At 59.7% G+C, this 22518-nt stretch carries 17 protein-coding genes and 1 pseudogene; 12 read left to right on the top strand and 6 right to left on the bottom strand.

Features of this window, described 5'->3' with window-relative positions; genetic code table 11:
- The 7 genes from ACQKP4_RS24250 to ACQKP4_RS24220 form a co-directional block, all read left to right on the top strand.
- A partial coding sequence (locus ACQKP4_RS24250) for a hypothetical protein (protein WP_427636267.1) occupies nucleotides 1-418 on the top strand: 418 nt, incomplete at its 5' end.
- Nucleotides 405-1772, top strand: coding sequence for a TolC family protein (locus ACQKP4_RS24245; protein ID WP_427636265.1), 1368 nt, complete (start codon nucleotides 405-407; stop codon nucleotides 1770-1772). The genes ACQKP4_RS24250 and ACQKP4_RS24245, both read left to right, overlap by 14 nt.
- Before the next feature lie 14 nt (nucleotides 1773-1786).
- Nucleotides 1787-2284 (top strand): hypothetical protein, encoded by a 498-nt coding sequence (locus ACQKP4_RS24240; RefSeq protein ID WP_427636264.1) that lies wholly within the window; start codon nucleotides 1787-1789, stop codon nucleotides 2282-2284.
- On the top strand, nucleotides 2284-3630 hold the full coding sequence (locus tag ACQKP4_RS24235; RefSeq protein WP_427636263.1) for an HlyD family type I secretion periplasmic adaptor subunit: 1347 nt from the start codon (nucleotides 2284-2286) through the stop codon (nucleotides 3628-3630). The genes ACQKP4_RS24240 and ACQKP4_RS24235 overlap by 1 nt, the downstream gene beginning before the upstream one ends.
- A 36-nt stretch (nucleotides 3631-3666) precedes the next feature.
- Nucleotides 3667-7212, top strand: coding sequence for a beta strand repeat-containing protein (locus ACQKP4_RS24230; RefSeq protein WP_427636261.1), 3546 nt, complete (start codon nucleotides 3667-3669; stop codon nucleotides 7210-7212).
- A gap of 31 nt (nucleotides 7213-7243) precedes the next feature.
- Nucleotides 7244-9292 carry an ATP-binding cassette domain-containing protein gene (locus tag ACQKP4_RS24225; RefSeq protein WP_427636260.1) on the top strand — a complete coding sequence of 683 codons (2049 nt, stop codon included), beginning with the start codon at nucleotides 7244-7246 and terminating at the stop codon, nucleotides 9290-9292.
- 87 nt (nucleotides 9293-9379) lie between these two features.
- A complete protein-coding gene (locus tag ACQKP4_RS24220; RefSeq protein WP_427636259.1) occupies nucleotides 9380-12163 on the top strand; it encodes an autotransporter outer membrane beta-barrel domain-containing protein in 2784 nt (927 codons plus the stop codon).
- Nucleotides 12164-12203: 40 nt separating this feature from the next.
- Here ACQKP4_RS24220 and ACQKP4_RS24215 read toward each other — a convergent pair whose 3' ends face one another.
- Nucleotides 12204-12512 (bottom strand): hypothetical protein, encoded by a 309-nt coding sequence (locus ACQKP4_RS24215; RefSeq protein WP_427636258.1) that lies wholly within the window; start codon nucleotides 12510-12512, stop codon nucleotides 12204-12206.
- Nucleotides 12513-12786: 274 nt separating this feature from the next.
- Between ACQKP4_RS24215 and ACQKP4_RS24210 the strand changes: the two genes are divergently transcribed.
- Nucleotides 12787-13188, top strand: coding sequence for a TraR/DksA family transcriptional regulator (locus ACQKP4_RS24210; RefSeq protein WP_427636257.1), 402 nt, complete (start codon nucleotides 12787-12789; stop codon nucleotides 13186-13188).
- A 55-nt stretch (nucleotides 13189-13243) separates the two neighbouring features.
- On the opposite strand, the gene ACQKP4_RS24205 is transcribed toward ACQKP4_RS24210, so the two are convergent.
- Nucleotides 13244-13498 (bottom strand): bacteriocin immunity protein, encoded by a 255-nt coding sequence (locus tag ACQKP4_RS24205; protein WP_427636256.1) that lies wholly within the window; start codon nucleotides 13496-13498, stop codon nucleotides 13244-13246.
- Between the two features lie 399 nt (nucleotides 13499-13897).
- Between ACQKP4_RS24205 and ACQKP4_RS24200 the strand changes: the two genes are divergently transcribed.
- Together ACQKP4_RS24200 and ACQKP4_RS24195 are read left to right on the top strand one after the other, a co-directional pair.
- Nucleotides 13898-15937: an FAD-dependent oxidoreductase gene (locus ACQKP4_RS24200; protein WP_427636255.1), complete on the top strand. Its 2040-nt coding sequence runs from the start codon at nucleotides 13898-13900 to the stop codon at nucleotides 15935-15937.
- Between the two features lie 153 nt (nucleotides 15938-16090).
- Nucleotides 16091-17008 carry a 1-aminocyclopropane-1-carboxylate deaminase/D-cysteine desulfhydrase gene (locus tag ACQKP4_RS24195; RefSeq protein ID WP_427636254.1) on the top strand — a complete coding sequence of 306 codons (918 nt, stop codon included), beginning with the start codon at nucleotides 16091-16093 and terminating at the stop codon, nucleotides 17006-17008.
- A 7-nt stretch (nucleotides 17009-17015) separates the two neighbouring features.
- On the opposite strand, the gene ACQKP4_RS24190 is transcribed toward ACQKP4_RS24195, so the two are convergent.
- The 3 genes from ACQKP4_RS24190 to ACQKP4_RS24180 all read right to left on the bottom strand — a co-directional run bounded on the left by ACQKP4_RS24190 (nucleotide 17016) and on the right by ACQKP4_RS24180 (nucleotide 19839).
- Nucleotides 17016-17564: a cytochrome b gene (locus ACQKP4_RS24190; protein WP_427636253.1), complete on the bottom strand. Its 549-nt coding sequence runs from the start codon at nucleotides 17562-17564 to the stop codon at nucleotides 17016-17018.
- A 185-nt stretch (nucleotides 17565-17749) separates the two neighbouring features.
- Nucleotides 17750-18577 (bottom strand): phosphonoacetaldehyde hydrolase, encoded by an 828-nt coding sequence (gene phnX / locus ACQKP4_RS24185; protein ID WP_427636252.1) that lies wholly within the window; start codon nucleotides 18575-18577, stop codon nucleotides 17750-17752.
- A gap of 152 nt (nucleotides 18578-18729) precedes the next feature.
- A complete protein-coding gene (locus ACQKP4_RS24180; protein WP_427636250.1) occupies nucleotides 18730-19839 on the bottom strand; it encodes a 2-aminoethylphosphonate--pyruvate transaminase in 1110 nt (369 codons plus the stop codon).
- Between the two features lie 109 nt (nucleotides 19840-19948).
- Here ACQKP4_RS24180 and ACQKP4_RS24175 point away from each other — a divergent pair, with 109 nt between their 5' ends.
- Nucleotides 19949-20812 (top strand): LysR substrate-binding domain-containing protein, encoded by an 864-nt coding sequence (locus tag ACQKP4_RS24175; protein WP_427636248.1) that lies wholly within the window; start codon nucleotides 19949-19951, stop codon nucleotides 20810-20812.
- Nucleotides 20813-20815: 3 nt separating this feature from the next.
- Here the strand turns inward: ACQKP4_RS24175 and ACQKP4_RS24170 are convergent, their stop codons facing one another.
- Nucleotides 20816-22132 (bottom strand): type VI secretion system Vgr family protein, encoded by a 1317-nt coding sequence (locus ACQKP4_RS24170; RefSeq protein ID WP_427636247.1) that lies wholly within the window; start codon nucleotides 22130-22132, stop codon nucleotides 20816-20818.
- A 229-nt stretch (nucleotides 22133-22361) separates the two neighbouring features.
- Here ACQKP4_RS24170 and ACQKP4_RS24165 point away from each other — a divergent pair.
- Nucleotides 22362-22518 (top strand): annotated as a pseudogene (locus ACQKP4_RS24165) (YebC/PmpR family DNA-binding transcriptional regulator); the annotation flags it as partial.

Here is a 22518-nt window from a genome sequence, read left to right as displayed (position 1 = left end):
CAAGTCGATGAACGAGCAACTGAGCGCATTGACCGCCACCACCCGCTCGTTGGCAGATGGCATGTCCAGAACCCAGGACAGCATGAGCCGGATCGCGGTTGGCAGCACCCGGATGGTCGGCTCAATCGACGAAAGCCGTGTGGTCGTCAGCAGTGCCATCCGATCCCTGGCCGACACCCTGAGCGGGTTGTCCCAGGACGGGGCTTCGGTGGTGCGTCAAATGATGTCCATGGAGCAGGTGCTGATCGCGGATACCGCCCACTCCCAGCGCATGACGCAAAGCATGCAGGTACAACAAGACGCCATGCTCGAACTGGTGGGCCATATTTCTTCGCTGTCCACGGCGGCTGCCATGGGCGACGAAGTGTTCCTGCAACAGTTGGTGGCTGACGAGGAGGTGCAACATGTCGCGCAATAAATTTGCCTTCGCCTTGCTGCTCTCGGTCACGAGCATGGCCATGTTGAATATGTCCTGCGCCAGCGCGATAGAGATGCCGGCGGGTGCGAGCACTTCCGCGACGCGGTCAGTGACGTTGCAAGAGGCACTGGATATGGCGCAGGAACATTCCGTGCGGCTGTTGATTGCCAGTGCCCGCAGTGATGCGGCGCAGGCTGGGGTCGACGGCGCTCGGGCCGCTTACTTGCCCAAAGTCCAGGCCTTGGCGAAGACCCAGGACTATCTCGATCATCGCTATACCGGTTATCAAAATTCACTGGATGAAGAAGCCCAGGCACAGGTGAGTCTGCAATACACCGTCCTCGATTTCGGCCGACGCAAGGCAGACTCCTCGCGCACTCGTCTTGATAAACAGAGCACCGATTTTGCTCACGCTCAGGAAACTGAAGACGTGCGCTTTGAAACGGTCCGGGCCTATGTCGACGCAGAGCGTTATCGACGAATGCTGGACGTGGCTCGCACGAACCTGGAGGAGTTGACGTATCTGACCTCGCTGATGGAAGAGCGCGTCAAGGGTGGTCTGTCTCCGGATTCCGAACTGGTGCGCAGCCGTCTGGCCTTGAACAACGCGCAGACCCGGCAGAAAAACCTGCGTCAGCGTTATGACCAGGCGCGGTTGGCGCTGCGGTCGCTGACGGGCCAATCGGTCATTAACGTGCCGTTTGAAATCGATGTGGACAAAGGTACTCGCAAGTTGGGCGCCCTGGCCGGTGCGGCTGAAGACACCAACTGGGCACTCCAGTCGCTGAAGGCGCAGGCGGGCAGCGCGCAAATGGCGGTAGAGCGTGCTTCTGCCGATCGTTACCCGCGGGTGGAACTCATGACGACGTACAAGATGCCGTTCGACAGCAATATTCGCAGCGACATGGGGATGAACATCTTCCTGCAGATCAGCGTCGATCTGTTTGATGGCGGTCTCAAGCGCTCGCGCATTTCACAGGCCGGCGCTACCCAGCGTGAAGCGGATGCACAGCACGAATTGATGCGCCGCGAGATCCGCAGCCAGGTCGAGAACCTGGTGGTTGACGCCGAGACCGCCTACGAACAGTGGAACCTGACACGCGTCGGCAAAGAGCAGGCCGAACGCACCCGGCAGCTCTACATGGATGAATTCCGGCTCGGTACGCGCAGCATCAACGACTTGATCTCGGCGCAAAACGACGCTTACGCACAAGGCGTGGAAAACATCGATACGCAAAGTAACTACTTACTGTCAGCGCTGGGCCTGTACCACATCAAAGGTGACACGGTCGTCGGATTGGTTGACTTCGGCCTGGTGTCCGGTGACTCCCGCACATCCGCTACTTATCAATAGTCGAGACTTTAATCATGAGCCGTTCTAGTTCCTCAGGCCATTTTTGGCCCGCTTACGTCGACCTGATGACCGTCCTCTTGATGGTATTCATCTTGCTGACGCTGTTGTTTCAAATGGTCGCCGCTATTGCGCGGATGGAAGAAGGCCTGAAAGTCAACGAGGCGGCCACTCTGCAAGCCGCCGTGTATCAGGACAAGCCCGGTGCGTTGCTGTTGACGTTCAAGGCCAACGAAGTCGTGGCGGACGCTGCGGAATCGGCGAAGGTCAAGGCCTGGTTCATGGCCAACACCGCCTCCATCAAAGAGCAGGGTTACACCTTGTCCGCGGTGATTTCCGCTGACCAGGCGGACACGGGTAAAAAGCTTTCCCTGCAATTCAGCCGGCTGCTGGAAATCAAGAAGCAGGCGGATGAACTGGGCATCGACCAGGAACAGCTGCAAGTCGTCAACCGGATCGACACCGCCACTGATGCCAACAACGGGCAGGTGCAGATGTTCGTAGGTGCGCCGTGATGAACAGCTCCCTGATGAATAGCCCGGTGATGGGCAGCCCCGTGACGGACACCGCGCGGCCAAGGCGCGGTCGTTCATGGGCCGCTTTGCGCCGGTTCCTGCCGCGTGGCTCGACCGGACGAATCGTGCTGGTCATGTCCTTGTTCGTCGCGTGGGCGTCCTTCTTTTCACTGGATGTCCTGGTGCGCGGCGAGGGCGTCGTCCGGGTCGAGATGCACAACATCATCATTCAGTCCCAGGAAGGCGGGGTCATTCGGGTTATCTCGGTGAAAGAAGGCGATACCGTCAAAAAGGGCGACCTGCTGGCCGAAGTCGATAACTCGACCGTCGAAGAGAGCGTCGCGCGCACGTCCGCCAGTCGCACCGTGCTCAAGGTCAAAGAGTATCGCTTGCAGCATGAACTCTCTGGCGAGCCGATGTCGACCAGCGACTTTGATATGACCGATCCGATGGTTGCCGAAGCCATGAAAAGCGAACTGGAAACTTCCCAGGTGCGCGCCAGGGCGCGCGCTGAATCCGAATCCGTCCTCTCGGCCCAGGTGTCCCAGCGTGAGGCGGAAGTGGTGGAGTTGCGCGGCCAGGTCAGTGACTTGCAGAAGGAAGTCGCGCTTCAGGAACAACAGGTCAACATGATTGAACCGATGGTGCGCAAGGGCGCCGCCGCTGAAGGGGTCTTGCTGCAAAAACGGGCGGACCTGCAGCGTGCCAAATCAGGGTTGAATCAAGCCCGCAGCCGTTTGCCACGGGTCGAGGCGCAAGGTCAGGAGGTCAAGTCGCGGTTGCGCCAGTCCACAGCGGACTTCATGTCTCAGACGCAACAGGAATTGAACGACACCCAATCCATGCTGCTGCGGGCCACGGTGGAAGCCACCGCCAACTCGGGCCGTAAAGGGGCCGCGAGCATTATCGCGCCCGCTGCCGGGCTGATTCATCGGGTGGTTGCGCCCCATGAAGGCATGGTGGTGAAACCGGGTGCGGACTTGTTCGAGCTGGCTCCCATCGATGTGCCGTTGATTGCCGAAGTGAGAATTCGTCCTGAAGACCGTGACCATGTGTGGGTGGGTATGACGGGCAAAGTCCGCATCACTGCGCTGTCCGGTTCGGCGTGGGGAACGCTCCCCGGCACCGTCAATGTCATCAGCCCTGACGCCATCGCCGACCCCAATGGCGACCGCTATTACCTGGTGGAACTGGCGGTCACCGGAGGCGACCAGTCGCAACGCATCCACCCGGGGATGGGCGTGCAAGTGTTCCTGGAAGCCGGGCGGCGCACGGTCATGGGTTATCTGGTCAAGCCGCTGGTGCATGCCAGTGAAGTTGCGTTGACAGAAGCGGGCAACCGTTAAGAAGTTCTTTTTAATATTTTTTTGGAAGTGCCGATCATGAGTTCAGCTCCAGCGAGTCCCTATGGTGTATTGCCTGCCCCGCAAGACACGCCAGTGTCCACCGTCGTCTATACGCGCGCCGATAACCAGGTGCAGATGGACGGTGCCTCCGTCACGGTGCTGATCGATGGCTCGGACATCATTCTCAAGTCCGCCGATGGCAAGACGCTGATTTTGCCGATGGCCGCCCAATTGGCTTCTTACGAGCGCAGCCTGTTCAAGCTGGTGTTTGCTGACGGCCGGGTGATGAGTTCCGATGATTTGTTGGCGGTCGGCAAGGTCGTCAATGTTTCGCCCTCCAATACCGAGGACAACACGCAAAAAAATAACGGCCCGCATGAGGCGCCCAAGACCACTGAAAAAGTGGTCGAGAAGATCGTCGAAAAAGTGGTGGAGAAAGTTGTTGAAAAGGTCGTCGTGGCGGAACCGGAAGTCACTTCCGAACCTGCGACGCAAGCCAGTGGGTCCGGCAAGTCCGACGCATTGGCGCTCACCAAGCCGTTGGTGGTGCACACGTCGGACAACGACGCGCCGCTGGTGATGCGCTCGTCCTCGTCAGTCAATCGTCAAAACGAGGAAGTCGCGCCTGTCGTACCTCTCGCCCCGATCAATCCGACGGACCCCATCGTGCCGCCGGAGCCCGTCGATCCCGTGGATCCGCTGGAGCCTGTGCAACCCATACCGCCTGAAGCGATTGGCAAGTTGTACCAACTCGACGCGTTCACGGATAAGACCCAGCATGTCCTTCGCGGCGGTGCAGCAACGGATGGCGCGCAAAGCGACCCGTCGCTTGCCATGCAATACGGGGTGAAAACCATTGATCTTTCCAGCGAGACGGTTGGCTGGAAGGTGTTCATTGACGATCCTGAGCGTTTTTCCGCCGACACGATGACCCGCGTCATCGGTATCAATGGTGCGCTCGGTGTCGTGCAGATCACGGCCGGCCTGCCGCAGGGCTACACCACCGTTGAATACGGGACTGCCGAAGGCAACCGCTATGGTTTGAAGAGCGGTGAAGTGCTGCTGCTGTATCCCGCCGGTCGTTACGACTCCGTTTCCCTGACGTTTCACTACACCACGGCGGAAGGGCCGCAACAGGACACGATCGGCTTTGTCCTGATGGATACGCCGTACGCGATTCAGCGTGACGACGGGACCTACATCCTGGCCTCCAATTATGGAAAATCCTTCGTTGTCACCGGCAGTGGCGACGACACCGTGGTTGCCGGTTTTACCGCCAATGAAATCCATACCGGTGAAGGCAACGATACGATTATCGCGTCGATGGCATCGGCGACGTATGACGGTGGTGGCGGTTTCGATACGGTTGACTACAGTCTGATAAACAGCGCGTTGGTCGTGGACATGGCCAAGGGCTCCGTTGCCATTGGCGGGAACCCGCTCCATACCTTGATCGGCATCGAAGAAGTGATCGGCAGCAACGCAGGCAACCGGATGATTGTCGGAGACACCGATGTCGTTTTCCGGGGCGGCGACGGGGACGATGTGTTTGTCAGCGGTCGTGGCAACGGAACGTTCGACGGCGGCAAGGGAGTTAACATTGTCGACTACAGCCAGGCGACCGACGCGGCCGGGGTGGTTGCAAGCCTTGCCAAGGAAGGGACAGAAGCCGGCCGTAACGGTTCCGGCGGCACCGATTCGTTCATTAATATCCAGGGGCTGATCGGTTCTGCGCAGAACGACCGGCTGGAAGGCAATGAATTCAACAACACCATTTTTGGCGGGGCCGGCGATGACTGGATTGTCGGCAGCGGTGGTTCCGACGTGCTGGACGGTGGTACAGGGAAAAACACCCTGGATTACTCATCGGCGTCCGCCAGCCTCAATATCGATCTGGCGAAGGGCATCGTGACCAAAGGCCTTGATGCCAATGGCCAGCAACAGACCGATCAGATTTCCAATTTTATTGAGGTCTACGGTGGGACAGGTGGGGACACCTTCCAGTCCATCTCCGGCGCCCTGCTACACGGCGGCGCGGGTAATGACACGTTTATCGGTGGCCTGGGGCCCAATACCCTGGATGGTGGAGAGGGCCGGGACCTCGTCGATTACAGCGGCGTGTCCAGCGCCTTGTATATCAACTTGAACACGGGTGTCGCCTCAGAGCTTTCCACGCCGCGGATCAACAACATTCTGTCGTTCAGCTCCTCCAGTGGCGGTGTGTTTTCCACGGACAAGCTGATCAGCATTGAAGACGTCGTGGGCTCACTGACCGGGACTAACTACCTCGAAGGCGGGGCAGGGGATAACACCCTGATCGGTGGCAGAGGGACCAACTACATGTTGGGCGGTGGCGGCAACAACACGCTTGACGGCAGTAAGGGCGCGTCCGACTTTGCCATGTACAGCACCGCCACCAGTGGCATCACCGCCACGTTGAAAAGTGACAAAAGTGGCACCGTGACCCATGGCGCCTTTACGGACACCTTGATCGGTATCGAGGGGCTCTGGGGCTCGGCGTACGACGACGTGCTGACGACGGCCGTCGCTGGGACGTACCTGTATGGCGGTGCCGGTAACAATACCTTGGTGGGTGGGACGGCCTATTACGCCTGGGGCACCACCAAGGGCGTCATCGTCGACCTGGGTGCCGGCGGTCACACCGGTGCATCGGAGAACGGTTTTGGCGGCCAGGACACTCTGATCAACATTGACCGGGTGGTGGGCAGCTATAACTTCGATGACATCATCTGGGGTAACGACCGGGATAACTACATTACCGAAACCAGCGGCAACAACATCATCTACGGCAGTAAAGGCAATGACACGATCACGCTCAGTGGCGGCAGTAACACGCTGAACTACTCGACGTTGTCGGTGGGCATCGTCGCGGATTTAAGCAAAGCGTCCGTCATCAAGGGGTTAGCAGGTTCGTCGGGTACCGACAAACTGATCGGTAATGGCGCGTCCAACGTGACGGGTACCAGCCTCGCCGACACCCTTATCGGCGATGGGGGTAATAACATTTTGAACGGCAACGGCGGGGCGGATACGTTGATCGGTAACGCCGGCAACGACATCCTGATCGGCGGGGCGGACGGCCTGACAACCGCCAGTTACTCGACCTCACCGTCGGGCATCGTTGCCAATCTGTCGAACAACCAGGTCAATGACGGGTTTGGTGGCGTCGATACGCTGATCCAGATTGGCAAGATCCTGGGTTCGACGAAGGACGATCAATTCCTGTTTTCCAGCCAGGCCGACCTGAGTCGTTATCAAATCACCGGCGGTGGCGGCAACGACGTCATGATCAAGCAAGGCGCCGGCGGTAATTTTTCACTGGACAGCAGCGTGCACATTTCCGGGATCAAGACCATCGAGTTCGGCGACTCCAAAGTCGACCGTATCTCTATCGATCTGAATGCCCTGTTTCCAGGTGCGGGGTCTGCCCAGAATCTGACGATTCATACCGACGCCACGGACGTGGTCTCGGTGACTCAGCAAGGTTGGACCATGACGGAAAACACCGCTCACCAGCAGACGTGGACACACGGCACGGACACTGTGACGGTTTCAAGTTGATGGCGTCGAGACGGACGATCGAGGTGGTTGGATGAAAAACGAAAGCGCTACCCAAGCCTCTGCACCCGCTGACAAGTCACCCGCTGCGTTGTCGGCGGCGTTGATCGAGGCCGCCGAGTACGTGATGGGGCCGGTGCCTCGTTTCGAGTGGACGCGTCAGGTGCGAAGCCTGCCGGCTGACGCGTCGACGCGGGCCTGGTTCGACGTTGGGTTCAAGTGCCTGGGAATCAATTGCGTCGCGTGCCCGGTGCCTACCCGGGAGGCGGCTTCGCGCCTGGCTGACGGCACCTATTTGATGCCGGTCAAGGGCGGTTGGCGAGTGATCCGGCTCGCCTCCGGCACGACCGCCGACGGGCTGGGCGTTGATGACCTGGCCCAGGCCGGGACGGTTTACCGAGTCGTTCCTGCACACGCGCTGGACAAGCTCGGCTGGAAGCAAATTCGCGCCGCAACCATGGATGACAGCGGCGCGATCAACAAGGTGCTCTGGAGCACCTTGTTGATCAACGTCTTCGCGCTGGTGATTCCGCTGTACATGAACGCCATTTATGACCGGGTGATGCCTGCTCAAGCGTCCATGTCGTTGTGGGTCCTGTCGCTGGGAGTGGCTATTTGCATAGGCCTTGAGTTGCTGCTGCGCAGTGATCGCAGCAAGGCGTTGGGCCGACTGGCGAACCAGTTGCAGTACGGAATGGAACCCGGACTCGTCAGCCGCCTCAGTCGAATGCCGCTCACCGAGCGGCTGGGCTGGGGGCAGGCCGGTGTTGAAGCACTCGCGGCCTGGTCACGGCTGCGCTCGCTGTACTGGAGCATCGTCGCGAGCGCCCTGGCTGACTTGGCATTCACGATTCTTTTTCTGGTGATCATCGCCTGGATCGGTGGTGTGATCGTGTTGGTGCCAATGGTCATCATGACCCTGGCAGGCCTGGTGCTCTGGCGTTTTGATCGGCAGCTGCAAGCCCTTGGCAGTGAAGTCTCGACACCGTTCACCGTCACGGTGCGCAGTTTTGCGGTGCATCAAGCCATCAATGCTGAACAGTCGATGGTCGACGACTTCCTGGCGAGTTCCGAGGCGATGCGCATCAAGGAGCAGAACCGCTTCATGTTGCAAACCCGGTGCAGCGCGCAATTCGCCGCATTGGGCAACGTGCAAATCGTGCTCATCGTGGTCAGCGCGTTCTATCTCGTCAGTGCTCACATGATGCAAACCGCCGGCGTTTTCGCGACGATTTTGCTGGCGGGGCGAGTGCTGCAACCCTTGAGCTCCATGGTCATGGTGTTGCCGAGCTTGCGTCAGATGGGGGCCTGTGTAAAAACCGTGAACAAGGCACTTGAGAGCGTTGACGATACGCCGCCGTCATCGGCGCCCGGGATGCAGCTTCTGCCCGAAGGATGGAAGCTGCACAATATTTCGTTCAGCTTTCATAAAAACGATATCGAAGTCCTCAAGGACGTTTCGCTGCAGATCAATCCAGGCGAGCGCGTCGCGTTGGTAGGGCCTTCGGGGGCTGGGAAAAGTGTCCTGATGCAGATGCTGCTCGGCGTGATCTCGCCCACTAAAGGGAGTGCCACATGGGCCGGTGCGCCCTTGGTCTCGCAACGAGCCTACACCCTCAGGGATTCTGTTCACTACGCATGGCAAGGCGCGGAGTTGGTGGGTAAAAACGCCATGGAGTACCTCGAGCAAGAGGGGCCGGTATCGGAAGAAGTGCTGCTCGGCGTGATTAACCGAACGCAATTGGCCTCGACCATCGCTCGTTGGCCGCAGGGCTTGCTGACAAACTTCTCGGCGATGCCCGAGCTGACGCAAAAAACCCGTGAGTTGCTGTCGCTGGCGAGAGCTTCCTTAAGCCAGCGAAAGATCATTCTTCTGGATGCACCCACCGAAAGCCTGGATCAACAGGCCGAAAGGGTATTGATGAAGACGGTGTCGGACCAGTGCGCATTGGGTGCGACGTTGATCGTGGCGACGGATAGAACCAACCTGCTGGGCATTGTCGACCGTGTCATCTACCTGGATGGCGGGCACATTCGTTTTGATGGTTCAGTGAAAGGCTTCCAGGAGTTTTCGACGCGGTAAGCGAGGCCGCTCGAGCCTCGGCGTGTGCGGGCATTTTGGCAAAAACCGACTAGGCTTCGGCAATGAAAACCAAGTAGGCGCAATGAAATGGACTCCAAGCACGCGCCGATGGCGCCGAGCACTCTTCAACTAATGCATCCTCCCTTCGAGACGACCCTCACCGTTTTTATTGGCAGTCTTTCAGCCGTGGTCGGCCTGACGCTCAGCGAGTCGGTTCAGGCCACCACGATCAACAGCTCCAACAGCACCGTGGTCCTGCAAACGCTGGATCCGACGTCCAGCACCTTCGATGTGCCCGCCACCAGTGTCATTGATGTATTTCCGGGGGAAGGTATTTCTGGCGATAACTCCAAAGATTGGCAGTTGACCAACCGAGGTTCGGTTAAGGGCCTCGTCAACGGCATCAATCTGGGGTCCGCTACAGCCGGCGGCCTGCGCTTGGAAAACTTTGGCAGCATCATCGCGCAATTCCCTGGCGGTACCGGGTCCGGCGTGTTTCTAAGCAACGGCGGCACTGTGATCAACCATGTTGGTGCAAGTATTACCAGCACAGACTTTTACGGTGTCCTGGGTGGTTCCGACCCTGCCCCTATCATCGTCATCAATGATGGGGACATTTTCGGGGCGAGCGGTGCGCTCAGATTAGGCGGTGGCGGGAGCGTCACCCAAGGCGTTAGCGGCACCCTGCGCAGCGACAATGGAGCAGGCATAATCAACGACGGCGGTGGATTCACGATCAACAACGCCGGGAGCATTGTTTCGGCAGCCCCCGCAATCGTTGTGCGCGGTAACTCCACTGGGACCATCAGCAACACCGGTACGCTCCAGGGGCAGTTCGGCGTTTTGTTGCAAAGCAGCCAAGTCACTCTGAGCAACGCCGGGACAATTACCGGGACCACTGGCACAGCGGTCAGCATGGCCGGTAACAACAACAAATTGATCCTGCAAACCGGCAGCGTGCTCAACGGCAATGTCTCCAGCTCCGGCAGCGGCAACACGCTTGAGTTGCAGGGGACGGGTAATGCCAACAACAATTTCTCCGGTCTCGCGTCGATCTCCCAGCTCAGCAGTGGCACCTGGACCCTGGGCGGTGCCCTGACGACCAATGCCGCGAGCCCCTCGGCGCTGAACGTGCAGCAAGGCACGCTGGTGATCAACGGGCAATTGACGCAAGGTGCCACCGGTGGCACCAGCGTCAGTAATGGCGGCACGCTGTTACTGGGTTCGGGCGCGAGCCTGACCAGCGGTTTGCCGGTGCAGGTCGGCACCGGGAGCCTGTTGGGCGGTTACGGCACCGTCAATGGCGACGTCAACCTTCTTGGCACACTGGCCATCGCCGATGCGGCGCCGCTCTACAGCGGCGGCGCGGCCGGTGATTTCACGGTCAATGGCAATCTGACCAACAGCGGCGAGATCCGCATGGACAGCGTACTGCCCGCCAGCAGTCTGATCGTGCGTGGCAACTACGTCGGTAACGGCGGTGCGCTGACGCTGAGCAGCGTGTTGGCCGGTGACCAGTCCGCTTCCGACAAACTGGTGATCGACGGCGGCAACGCCAGCGGCAGCACGCGCGTCAACATCAACAATGCCGGCGGCGCCGGCGCAGTGACCACGGGCAACGGCATCCTCGTGGTGGACACGCTCAACAGTGGCACCACCACGGCAACGGCGTTTCAGTTGGGCAGTCGTGTCGTCGCCGGGCCCTACGAGTACACGTTGCAGCGCGCCAGCGTCGATGGCAGTAACGCTCAAGCCTGGTACTTGCGATCGACAATCGAACCCACGCCGCCAACACCGCCGACGCCGCCGAGCCCTCCGGGGCCGCCGACGCCGACACCACCGACACCAACACCACCGCAGCCGGCCACCCCTAATTACCGGGCAGAAACTTCGCTCTACGGCGCGGTCCCCGCGTTGGCGCTGGTCTACAGCCGGGCGTTGATCGACACCCTGCATGAGCGGGTCGGGGAGGAAAGAAGTTCGGGCTCGGCGACACCGGCCGATTCGCAAACCGTTGGCCCGTCACTGGGCTGGGGCCGGATGATCTACCGCAGCGGTGAACAGGATCGCGGCAGCAGCAACGGTTTTGGTATTGGCAACACCCCTGAGTACAACTACGACTTGAACGCCTTCCAGGTCGGTCTCGACCTCTATCGCCATGAGCGTAACAACGGCGCCAAAGACCAGGCGGGTGTTTCCCTGGCGGTCGGTACCCTGGATGGCGGGGTCAAACACACCACCGGCGAGAACGCCGGCGACGATAAATTGCACGCTTACAGCCTCGGCGCGTACTGGACACACTTTGGACCCGAAGGCTGGTATGTGGATGGCGTGCTGCAACTCAATCGGTTCGACATCGATGCCAAACCCAATGGCCTCGACAAGCTCAACACCACCGGTTGGGGCTACACCGCGTCGCTGGAGGGCGGTTATCCGTTCCAGGTCTCCAAAGACCTGTCTATCGAGCCGCAGCTGCAAGTCATCTACAGCAACGTCAACCTCGACGACAGCCACGATATCGGCGCCAACGTCAGTTTTGAGGACGTCGACTCACTCATCGGCCGAGCCGGCGTGCGTTTCGCCAAGGACTGGTTTCGCGATGATCAAGGTGCCGAGCGTCGCACCAGTCTGTGGGTCCGCCCCAGTGTCTGGCGCGAATTCAAAGGGCAGCCGAAAACCGAATTCTCCTCACAGAACGGCTCGGTGCCATTCGAGGCGAACATTGACGGCTCTTGGGGCGAGGTCAACCTCGGGGTGGATGTCCAGGCAGACAAGCGCACCACCTTCTATATGTCCGCGGGCTATCAACAAGCATTCGATGGCGACAGCCATGGGTATGAAGGAATGCTTGGCGTGAAGGTGGCATTTTAGCCAGTGAGCAATGCCTCACTCTGCACTGGTGAGGCAGTTTTTATGGCCATATTTTCCATCTTGATCTTTTAGGCAGGTCCCACACCAGTTCACCTTTTTTCCTGATGCGCAGTAATAACCAAAACAAGACGCTGAACGTAAAGATGAAGAGTCCGAACGCCGCGCAATCCTCGGGCGCGAGGCTGCCCTCTAAAAACTGAATACAAAATTCCAGTGGGCGCTGAAGAGAGAGCAGCAGAAAACCAGGGATGCTTATATCAACCGGCGACGAGTGTGTCGTGATTGCTAAGGCTGTTGCGAGAACGCCCGCTACAAGATAAGAGAATAAGAATTTCAATAAGGTTTTCACGTGCATTGCTCTGGCGAGAGGGTTATTAAGTGTTGTGTGGGTGGGGGTGTGCCTCACAAAAAATGCGATGGGCCAGTGTCACTGTGAATTATAAAGCCAGGTCTCAAACGCGGTGCATGACGGGTGTGGAGTTTAACGATTACTTTTATTTGAGATATAGGAAGTTTCTTAAACTGGCGACGTGTGACAACGACCGCTAAAAATGGGAATTGGCCTAGAGTAAAACCGGATTTCCCTACGTAGACTGCCTTTTTTTGCGTTAGGGAAGCCAGAAGTGCTAAGCGAAAAAGAGTTGCGCGCTCAGGGGGATGATGAATACATGAGCCCCTCACAGGTTCAATTTTTCCGATACCGTCTCAAGGTGAAGGCGCAAGATCTTCGTGATCGACTGTATCGAAATAAAGAACAGTGTGTGGTCATGCGGCAGCCCGATGAGACCGACGCGGCGGTAACGGAGGTGCAGCGTTCGCTGGCGTTGAACATTATTGAGCGTGATTCCCAGGAACTGACAAGTGTTGTACTTGCCCTGCAAATAATCGATGCGAGTCATTACGGTTATTGCATCGATACCGGCGAACCGATTGGTATAGATCGCCTGCTAGTTGTACCTGAATCACTCTACTCGGTGGAGGCGATGCGAACGAAAGAGGCGAAAAAACTGCACATGAGAAGGTAATCCAACAGATGAGCGCGCCCCGTGCCGGGTGCGCTCATACCACTTACGTCATGAGTCACGCATTAAACCCCGGCAACCCAACATGAGCGCGCCATGTTTCAATCGCACGGGTAATACCCTCTATCGAGTCGTCCGCGCCAACTTCTGGAAAGAAGATCAGGTCCGCTCCCTCAGGGTGGCCGACGATTTTATCGAAGTGCATTATCAAGCCCAGTTTCCTGCTGGCACTTATCTGATTGCTTTTGATGGCTGTAATCAGGTGCGAAAATTCCGTTCTGGTGTATTCCGAAAAGTCTTTTTTTATATTCATTCAAGCCCCCTTGAATTATAAAATCTTTCAACCGCTGGCCGCGTCGCCGTCAACCACGCGTTAAAGGACGCTATCGCAAACCGGTGCGCGGGGCTCTAGGACGATTCTCAAAATCTTCCGGAAGTTTGTCGAGGGAAACTGCCGTGGTAAGCCGCGTCTGCGGGATTGATGTCTTTAAAGATGATGCAGAAACCTAAAACATCTTCAAAAAACACGCGGAGTTCCTGACCAAGGCAGAGGCGATGCCGGTACCGCCCAAGGGGTGCTGCACATTTAGATCATTAAGTTGTCAGTTTGGGTCATTGAGCGACGGTGCCGCGCCTCTTAGTCTGTGCCACATGACTGACAGGCGCCAAAGAGCCCTGCACTTTTCCGTGATCGCTCGATGTGGAGTTACAAATGGCCGCTGCTCATTACCCGCACCTGTTGGCCCCGCTGGACCTGGGTTTTACCACGCTGCGCAACCGCACCCTGATGGGCTCGATGCACACCGGTCTTGAGGAGAAACCCGGCGGTTTCGAGCGCATGGCGGCGTACTTCGCTGAACGTGCACGCGGCGGCGTCGGCCTGATGGTTACCGGCGGCATTGGACCGAACGACGAGGGCGGGGTGTATTCCGGCGCGGCCAAGCTGACCACCGAAGACGAAGCGCTCAAGCACCAGATCGTCACCCGCGCGGTGCATGAGGCGGGCGGCAAGATCTGCATGCAGATTCTTCACGCGGGCCGGTATGCCTACAGCCCTAAACAGGTGGCGCCAAGCGCCATTCAAGCACCGATCAACCCGTTCAAGCCCAAAGAGCTGGACGAGGAAGGCATCGAGAAACAAATCAGCGATTTTGTTACGTGCTCGGCGCTGGCGCAGAAAGCCGAGTACGACGGCGTCGAGATCATGGGCTCCGAAGGTTATTTCATTAACCAGTTCCTCGCGGCCCACACCAACCATCGCACCGACCGTTGGGGCGGCAGCTACGAAAACCGCATGCGCCTGCCGGTGGAAATCGTCCGCCGTGTGCGTGAAGCCGTGGGGCCGAACTTCATCATCATTTTCCGCCTGTCGATGCTCGATCTGGTCGAGGGCGGCAGCACCTGGGAAGAAATCGTCACGCTGGCCAAAGCCATCGAACAGGCCGGGGCGACCATTATCAACACCGGTATCGGCTGGCACGAAGCGCGAATTCCGACCATCGCGACCAAAGTGCCGCGTGCAGCGTTCAGCAAAGTCACGGCCAAACTGCGCGGCTCGGTGAGCATTCCGCTGATCACCACCAACCGCATCAACACCCCTGAAATCGCCGAGCAGATTCTGGCCGAAGGCGATGCCGACATGGTCTCCATGGCCCGGCCGTTCCTTGCCGACGCAGACTTCGTCAACAAGGCCGCCGCTGGCCGTGCCGATGAAATCAACACCTGCATCGGTTGCAATCAGGCATGCCTTGATCACACCTTCGGCGGCAAGTTGACCAGTTGCCTGGTCAACCCGCGCGCCTGTCACGAAACCGAACTCAACTATCTGCCGGTGCAACAGATCAAGAAAATCGCCGTGGTCGGTGCCGGGCCTGCGGGCCTGTCCGCTGCGACCGTGGCGGCGGAGCGCGGACACTCGGTGACGTTGTTCGATTCGGCCAGCGAAATCGGCGGGCAGTTCAACATTGCCAAGCGTGTGCCGGGCAAGGAAGAGTTCTTCGAAACCCTGCGTTACTTCGGCCGCAAGTTGCAAACCACCAACGTCGAGGTGTGCCTGAACACCCGCGTCGATGTGGCGAAACTGGTGGAAGGCGGCTACGACGAAATCATTCTGGCCACCGGCATTGCTCCGCGTACGCCGGCAATTCCGGGTATCGAAAACGCCAAAGTGCTGAGCTACCTCGATGTGATTCTTGAGCGCAAACCGGTGGGCAAACGCGTGGCGGTGATCGGCGCGGGCGGTATCGGTTTTGACGTCTCGGAGTTCCTGGTTCACCAAGGCGTTTCTACCAGTCTGGACCGCGAAGCGTTCTGGAAAGAGTGGGGCATCGACACGCATCTGGAAGCACGCGGTGGCGTCGCCGGCATCAAGGCTGAACCGCATGCGCCGGCGCGTGAAGTGTTTCTGCTGCAACGCAAGAAAACCAAGGTCGGCGACGGCCTGGGCAAAACCACTGGCTGGATTCACCGCACCGGGTTGAAGAACAAGCACGTGCAGATGCTCAACAGCGTCGAATACCTGAAGATCGATGACGAAGGCCTGCACATTCGCATCGGCGAAACCGGTGAGCCGCAGGTGCTGCCTGTCGACAACATCGTGATTTGTGCCGGTCAGGACCCGCTGCGTGAGTTGCAGGACGGTCTGATTGCGGCGGGGCAGAACGTGCATTTGATTGGCGGCGCGGACGTGGCGGCGGAGCTGGATGCCAAGCGCGCGATCAATCAGGGTTCGCGTCTGGCGGCTGAGCTGTAACAAGCAGGTTCAACTTGCCGATGGCTATCGAGAGCAAGCTCGCTCCCACACTGGATTCAGGTTGCACCAACGATCCAATGTGGGAGCGAGCTTGCTCGCGAAGGCTGCCCATGAGCGACTAGAATGCCGGTTCTTTTCCCAGAGCCGGCATCGATGCTTTTCCCTTCCGACAACTGGCTCCCCCCAGCCCCGTTACAACCCCTGCACCTCGATTGGCTGACTACCGCCGACATCGAAGTCGCCACCCTGCGACTCGACCTGATCGACCCGCTGATCAGCGGCAACAAGTGGTTCAAACTGACCGAGCATCTCAAGGCCGCCAGTCTCGCCGGTGCCCACGGCATCATCAGCCTCGGCGGCGCCCATTCCAATCATCTGCACGCGCTGGCCGCTGCCGGCAAACGCTTCGGTTTCAACACCGTCGGCCTGTTGCGCGGCCATCCTCAGGACACCCCGACGGTGAAGGATTTGCAGGCGTTCGGCATGCAGTTGCACTGGTTGGGCTACGGCGGTTATCGGGCGCGGCACGACGCGGGTTTCTGGCAACCCTGGCGGGTGCAATACCCCGATTTGCACCCTGTCCCCGAAGGCGGTGGCGGTTTGCCGGGCGCGCGTGGCTGCCTGCGGTTAAAAGCCATGGTCGACGCTCAGCTCGCAACGCTGGGCTGGAACGGTCACGACGGCTGGTGGCTGGCCTGCGGAACGGGCACCACACTGGCCGGCCTGGCGCTGGCCGAGGTGGGGGCGCGCAAGGTCTACGGCGCGCTGGCGGTCCCCGACGATCACGGTGTCGCACAGCATGTCGAGATGATCTGGCGGGAAGCGGGTCTGCAACAGCCGAACTACCAACTGCTGGACGCCAGCCGAGGCGGTTTTGCCAAGGTCGATCCCGAGCTACTCGACTTCATCGAGCAGACCGAACAGGCCAGCGGCCTGCCGCTGGAACCGCTGTACACCGGCAAGGCCTTGCTGATGCTCAAGCAGCAAGTCGAATCCGGAGCCTTCGCAAAGGGCACCCGGCTGATTTTCATCCATACCGGCGGCCTGCAAGGTCGCCGGGGTTTTCAATAACCGCTATTCAGCTGCGCTTGGGCATCATCCGCAGCAAGGTGTTATCGCCGACGACATAGTGGTGGTAAATCCCCGCCGCCGCGTGCAAACCGATCAGCCAGTAACCGATGGTGCCGCCCAATTCATGCCAACCCTGGATCTGCTTGGCCAGCGCTTTGTCTTCCGAGACCAGCAGCGGCAAGTCGAAACCGTAAAACATCACCTGGTGCCCCTTGGCGCTGGTGATCAGCCAACCCAGAATCGGCATCGCGATCATGAACAGGTACAACGCCCAGTGCATCAACCGCGCCAGCGTGGTTTGCCAGTGAGGCGAGGCGGGGAAGATCTGCGGCGCCGGCCCCAGGCTGCGGGCGAATAGCCGGAACCAGACCAGCACAAACACCGTCAGGCCCAGCATGAAGTGCGATTCGGTGATCAGTGCCCGCCCGCCACTGCCCTTGGGAAAGGCCCCGCGAAACTCGATACAGGCGTAAACCAGCGCCAGCAACACCAGCATCAACCAATGCAGCGTGATCGAGACGGTGCTGTAGCGTGATTTGGAATTCGTCCAGGGCATACGGTGTTCCTCACAGGTCTGCTCGAGTCACCGTTCTTGTTTGACGGTGTTCCTTAACTGTAATCCGCTTTGGCGGATTTGCCTGAGGGGATAGGCCGTTTAACGCTCTGGTTCAGGTAATTGACAACAAAAAAGCGCCAGCTCCGTTACGGAACTGGCGCTTTTTCGGGCGCCGAGCGATGTGCTCAGTGGCTTTGTGGCATTTCGCCGTTGGCCAGGCGTTGGTTGATGTCAGCGATGACATCCGGCAAATCGCTGATCGTGTCGATCATGTAGTGCGGGCGCGAGCTTTCGAACATCCCGTGGATGCGCGCGCGTTCGCTGGCCAGTGTGTCGCTGTCCAGGGCGCAAAAACCTTGATAATCGAGGCCCAGCGCGTTGCCCGAGCAGATCAGCGCCACCGTCCACATGCCGGCGCGGCGACCTTCGAGAATACCCGGCACGGTGTCGTCGATCTTCACGCAGGCGGCGACGTCGTCGATGCCCAGCGCAATCACGTTGGCCAGCGCTTGCGCCGGCCATGGGCGACCGTTGGGCACTTCGTCGGTGGCGACCACGTGATCGGCGGTGTAGCCGTTGGTGGCGGCCAATTCGACCACCTTGTCCATGACCTGTTTCGGGTAGCCGGAGCAGGAGCCGATCTTGATGCCTTGTCGGCGCAGGTTGGCGATGGTCTCCAGCGCGCCCGGAATCAATGCCGAGTGCTCGGCGATTTTCTCGATCTGTAGCGGCATGAAGCGCTGGTAAATGGCGGTGACGTCGTCGTCGGTCGGCGTGCGGCCGAACGCCTTGCGATACCGCTCGGCCACTGCTGGCTGGTCGCACAAAGTGCGGATGTGGTCCCACTTGCCCATGCCCATCGGCCCGCGGGCTTCCTCGATGGAAACCTGCACGTCGAACTCGGCGAAGGCCTCGACAAAAATCTGCGTCGGGGCGAAGGAGCCAAAATCGACCACGGTGCCGGCCCAGTCGAGGATCGCGGCCTGGAGTTTGGTTGGGTTGCTGTAGTTCATGGTCATCAAATCCTGTGGCAGTTGACTAATCAGGGCGCTGCTTTTGGTGGGAGCGGGCTTGCTCGCGAAGGCGGTGTGCCAGCCGACATTAATGTTGAATGTCGGTCCGCATTCGCGAGCAAGCCCGCTCCCACAGGGGATTACGGTGTCGTTCAGATCTCTAGCACTTCCATCTCGCGCAGCACCTCGGCCACCGCCGCCACCGCCGCGTGCATCTCGGCCTGGTTGACGTGACCGATGCAGCCGACGCGGAAGGTGTCGACCTGGGTCAATTTGCCGGGGTAGAGGATGAAACCCTTGGCCTTGACCCGCTCGTAGAATTCCTTGAACTGATAGCGCGGGTCTTTTGGCGCATGGAAGGTGACGATGATCGGCGCCTGAATCGCGGCGGGGAGGAAGCTGCGCAAGCCGAGCCTGGCCATCTCATCCAGCAACACTTTGCAGTTGTTGGCGTAGCGTTGGTGCCGCGCTGGCAAACCGCCTTCTTCGCGGTATTGCAGGAGGGCTTCGTGCAGCGCCGCGACCACGTGAGTCGGCGGGGTGAAGCGCCACTGGCCGGTCTTGGCCATGTAGGTGTGCTGGTCGAAAAGGTCCATCGCCAGCGAGTGCGAATTGCCGGCGGCACTGGCCAGCGATTCTTTGCGAGCGAATACGAAACCCATGCCTGGCACGCCTTCCAGGCATTTGCCCGAGGCGGCGATCAGGGCGTCGAACGGCACCTGTTGCGCGTCCACCGGCAGCGCGCCGAAGGAACTCATGGCGTCGATGATCAGGCGCTTGCCGTGTTGTGCGACGACGTGGGCGATTTCCGGCAACGGGTTAAGAATGCCGGTGCTGGTTTCGCAGTGGATCAGCGCGACGTGCGTAAGGCTGGCGTTGGCCCGCAGCAAGCGGTCGACGTCAGCGGCGGTGGTCGGCTCGTCTTCGGCGGTTTCGAAGGTGCTGAAGGCGCGGCCGAGCACTTCGCAGATTTTCGCCAGGCGTTTGCCATACGCGCCGTTGATCAGCACCAGCACTTTGCCGTCCCGTGGCACCAGCGTGCCGATGGCTGCCTCGACCGCGAAGGTGCCGCTGCCTTGCAACGGCACACAGTGGTGGCTCTCGCCGCCGTTGATGATCGCCAGCAATTGTTCGCAGAGGCTGGCGGTCAGCAGATTGAAGCGGTCATCCCATGAACCCCAGTCGACCATCATTGCCTCACGGGTACGGGCCGACGTAGTCAAAGGGCCGGGCGTGAGCAGGATCGGTTCGGCAGTACTCATTCTCGTGTCCTCGCAATCGATGGGCTGAAGCTACGGGGCATAAATTGCAATTCGGCGAGCTATCAATCAAATTGTTTATTGTTATGCCAGCCATCAGTGAGAGTTATTCATGAATCTGTTCCAACTGCGGGCCTTTGACGCCGTGGCCCGCGAGGGCAGTTTTACCCGGGCGGCCGAGCGCCTGTTCATCAGCCAGCCAGCGGTCACCGGGCACATCAAGGCGCTGGAGGAGCATTACCAGATCACCTTGCTGCGGCGCACCGCGCGACGGGTGGAGTTGACGGAAGAGGGCACCCAACTGGCGGCGATCACTCGCGCGATGTTTGGCCTGGCCGAAGAGGCGCAGGTGCTGCTCGAAGCCAACCGGCAGTTGCTGACCGGACGCCTCGAAGTGGCGGCGGACGGGCCGCACAGCGTGATGCCGATGCTGGCCAGTCTGCGTGCGCGCTATCCGGGCATCACCGTGAACCTGCGGTTGGGTAACGCACAGGAAACCCTGGCGGCGTTGTTGTCCGAGCATGCCGACGTCGCGGTGCTGACCGAGGTTGAACCGCGCAAAGGCCTGCACCTGCAAGCGATGAGCGAATCGCGGATTTGCGCGCTGGTGCCGTCCGGGCATCCCTGGGCGCAGCGCGCCAATGGGGTGCCGCTCAAAGAATTGGATCAGGTGATCATGGTGTTGCGTGAGCCAGGGTCGATCACCCGTCGTACGTTTGATCAGGCCTGTCGCCAGGCCGAGGTCAGTCCACGGGTATTGCTGGAACTGGATAGCCGAGAGGCCGTGACCGAGGCCGTTGCCGCTGAGTTGGGTGTTGGCGTGGTGTCCTCGGTGGAAGTGAGCCACGACCCGAGGGTCGCGGCGGTGCCGATTATTGGTGAAGGATTAGTCAATCGGCACATGATCGGTTGCATGGAGCGGCGGCGGAATTTGCGCCTGATTCAGGCGTTTCTCGAGTTGGCGCCGAAACGATAGCGGCTAGCGTTTGACCAGCCAATCGAGCAGCAAACGGCCATCGCCACGGCGCCGCTGGACAGGGCGCGGTGCGGGCGCAGGGCTCGCGACGGCGCACAACACCGGGCGATCCGGGTCGGCGTCGAGAAAGCTGATCAGCACTTCTGTGCCGGCAACCGGTAGCCTGGAAGGATCAATGCGGCCATCCGGGGCGGCGAGCGCGATCGGCAGCCACAGGCCGGGCGACTCATCGCCCTCCGCTGTTGGCCACAAGCTGACCTGGAGTCGTCCTTGCTCATCCAGAGTCGCCGGTTGCCCCTCCGGGCAGAGCACCCGGGCGGTCTGAAACCCCGGAATGCTCGGCCTGGCTTGCGTGAGCGGGGGCCGGAACGCCGTTGACCATGGAATGGCCGTGAACTGATTGCTGTAGCGCCGAGCCTTGTCGCAGCTGCCCTCCAGCAGAATTGTCGGCTGCTGGCCCTGATGCCGGATCTCGGTCAGCAACCACTGGTCATTGAAGTTCGCGGCAGGGTGTTGCGACACTTGCACGATTCGGCCGCTGCGTAATTCAGCGTGGTTGCTTTGCCCCTGAATCTGCCGATGCCGGCAGCGCAGCCGCTCGAGTATTCGACGACTGACTTGCTCGCGGTCGAGCTGCTGCGGCCCATGGCGCATGGCGACCGGCGGCGAGCCATGAGGCAGGAAAAATTCGCTGATCACCGGCCCGTCGGTGTGATCGGGCGTGTCGCGGTGAAAGGGCATCAACAGGGGTTCCTGGGGAAAGCTCAGGCTGTCATCCGCCAGCACCAGTACGTGACCGCTACGTTGATGCTCGAAGTGATAGTGGATGCCTTCTTCTTCGCAGAGCCGTTGCAGGAACGCCAGGTCGCTCTCATCGAACTGAATGCAAAACGGCCGGACCGGATAACGCGCGGTCGGCAGTTCGAAGCGGTAGCTGTCGGCGGGTAAGGTGTTTTGCGCGAGCAACTGCTTCAGAAGGGCGGGCACACTGAGCTGATGGAAGACCCGGCGAGCCGGTTGCCCGTCCAGATATTGAAGCCACGGTACCAGCACCAGGTCGTAGCCGATGCAGTGCGCGCCGCGATGCTCGCGGCTGGCGCTGTACAGGGTGCCGTGGATGCCGGTGTCATCACTCAGGCGCAGGAACGCCGGTTGATTCACAAGCTGTTGCGGGGTCATCGACGGCGCCAGGCCGATCACTTCGATGTCGAAACGGTAAGGCTGATTCAAGCCTTCACGGCCACTGAACTGCACTACCTGCAGGATCAAGTCGCCGTCGAGCAGGGTCAGCGTGTAAGGACTTTCCTTGTCGTTGTGCATCGATGCGCTTCTGCCATGGAATACGGGCGCAGAGAGTACGAAATCGCTGGCGCTTATAGTCACCGTAAATCGGCATTTCAGAATCGCCCTACAACGTCTGGTGAAGATGTCGATCCATCGGTGGCCGACACGGTGGAATTTTTGGTCGATTGCCAACTTTAGGCCGTATAAACTTGCGCGATGCGTCGGCCAACAGATGTCTCGGCGCCATCGATCAAGAGAGTGAGTAATGGGCGCACAGTGGAAGGTTAAACACAAAGAAGCGGCATCTAACGCCAAGGGCAAGATCTTCGGCAAACTGGTGAAAGAAATCACCATTGCTGCGCGTAACGGTGCCGATGTCGCTACCAACGCGCACCTGCGCCTGGTGGTGGAACAGGCTAAAA

The organism is Pseudomonas sp. NPDC086278 (assembly GCF_050280905.1).
GTDB lineage: Bacteria > Pseudomonadota > Gammaproteobacteria > Pseudomonadales > Pseudomonadaceae > Aquipseudomonas.
This window is presented reverse-complemented; position numbering and strand designations above follow the sequence as displayed.

What these genes read in the sequence shown, in the direction of transcription:
- ACQKP4_RS24190 (WP_427636253.1), bottom strand. Translation starts at nt 17,564, where the DNA reads ATGCCCTGGACGAATTCCAAATCACGCTACAGCACCGTCTCGATCACG.
- ACQKP4_RS24240 (WP_427636264.1), top strand. Translation starts at nt 1,787, where the DNA reads ATGAGCCGTTCTAGTTCCTCAGGCCATTTTTGGCCCGCTTACGTCGAC.
- ACQKP4_RS24205 (WP_427636256.1), bottom strand. Translation starts at nt 13,498, where the DNA reads ATGAATATAAAAAAAGACTTTTCGGAATACACCAGAACGGAATTTTCG.
- ACQKP4_RS24225 (WP_427636260.1), top strand. Translation starts at nt 7,244, where the DNA reads ATGAAAAACGAAAGCGCTACCCAAGCCTCTGCACCCGCTGACAAGTCA.
- phnX (WP_427636252.1), bottom strand. Translation starts at nt 18,577, where the DNA reads ATGAACTACAGCAACCCAACCAAACTCCAGGCCGCGATCCTCGACTGG.
- ACQKP4_RS24200 (WP_427636255.1), top strand. Translation starts at nt 13,898, where the DNA reads ATGGCCGCTGCTCATTACCCGCACCTGTTGGCCCCGCTGGACCTGGGT.
- ACQKP4_RS24175 (WP_427636248.1), top strand. Translation starts at nt 19,949, where the DNA reads ATGAATCTGTTCCAACTGCGGGCCTTTGACGCCGTGGCCCGCGAGGGC.
- ACQKP4_RS24220 (WP_427636259.1), top strand. Translation starts at nt 9,380, where the DNA reads ATGGACTCCAAGCACGCGCCGATGGCGCCGAGCACTCTTCAACTAATG.
- ACQKP4_RS24235 (WP_427636263.1), top strand. Translation starts at nt 2,284, where the DNA reads ATGAACAGCTCCCTGATGAATAGCCCGGTGATGGGCAGCCCCGTGACG.
- ACQKP4_RS24230 (WP_427636261.1), top strand. Translation starts at nt 3,667, where the DNA reads ATGAGTTCAGCTCCAGCGAGTCCCTATGGTGTATTGCCTGCCCCGCAA.
- ACQKP4_RS24195 (WP_427636254.1), top strand. Translation starts at nt 16,091, where the DNA reads ATGCTTTTCCCTTCCGACAACTGGCTCCCCCCAGCCCCGTTACAACCC.
- ACQKP4_RS24180 (WP_427636250.1), bottom strand. Translation starts at nt 19,839, where the DNA reads ATGAGTACTGCCGAACCGATCCTGCTCACGCCCGGCCCTTTGACTACG.
- ACQKP4_RS24245 (WP_427636265.1), top strand. Translation starts at nt 405, where the DNA reads ATGTCGCGCAATAAATTTGCCTTCGCCTTGCTGCTCTCGGTCACGAGC.
- ACQKP4_RS24170 (WP_427636247.1), bottom strand. Translation starts at nt 22,132, where the DNA reads ATGCACAACGACAAGGAAAGTCCTTACACGCTGACCCTGCTCGACGGC.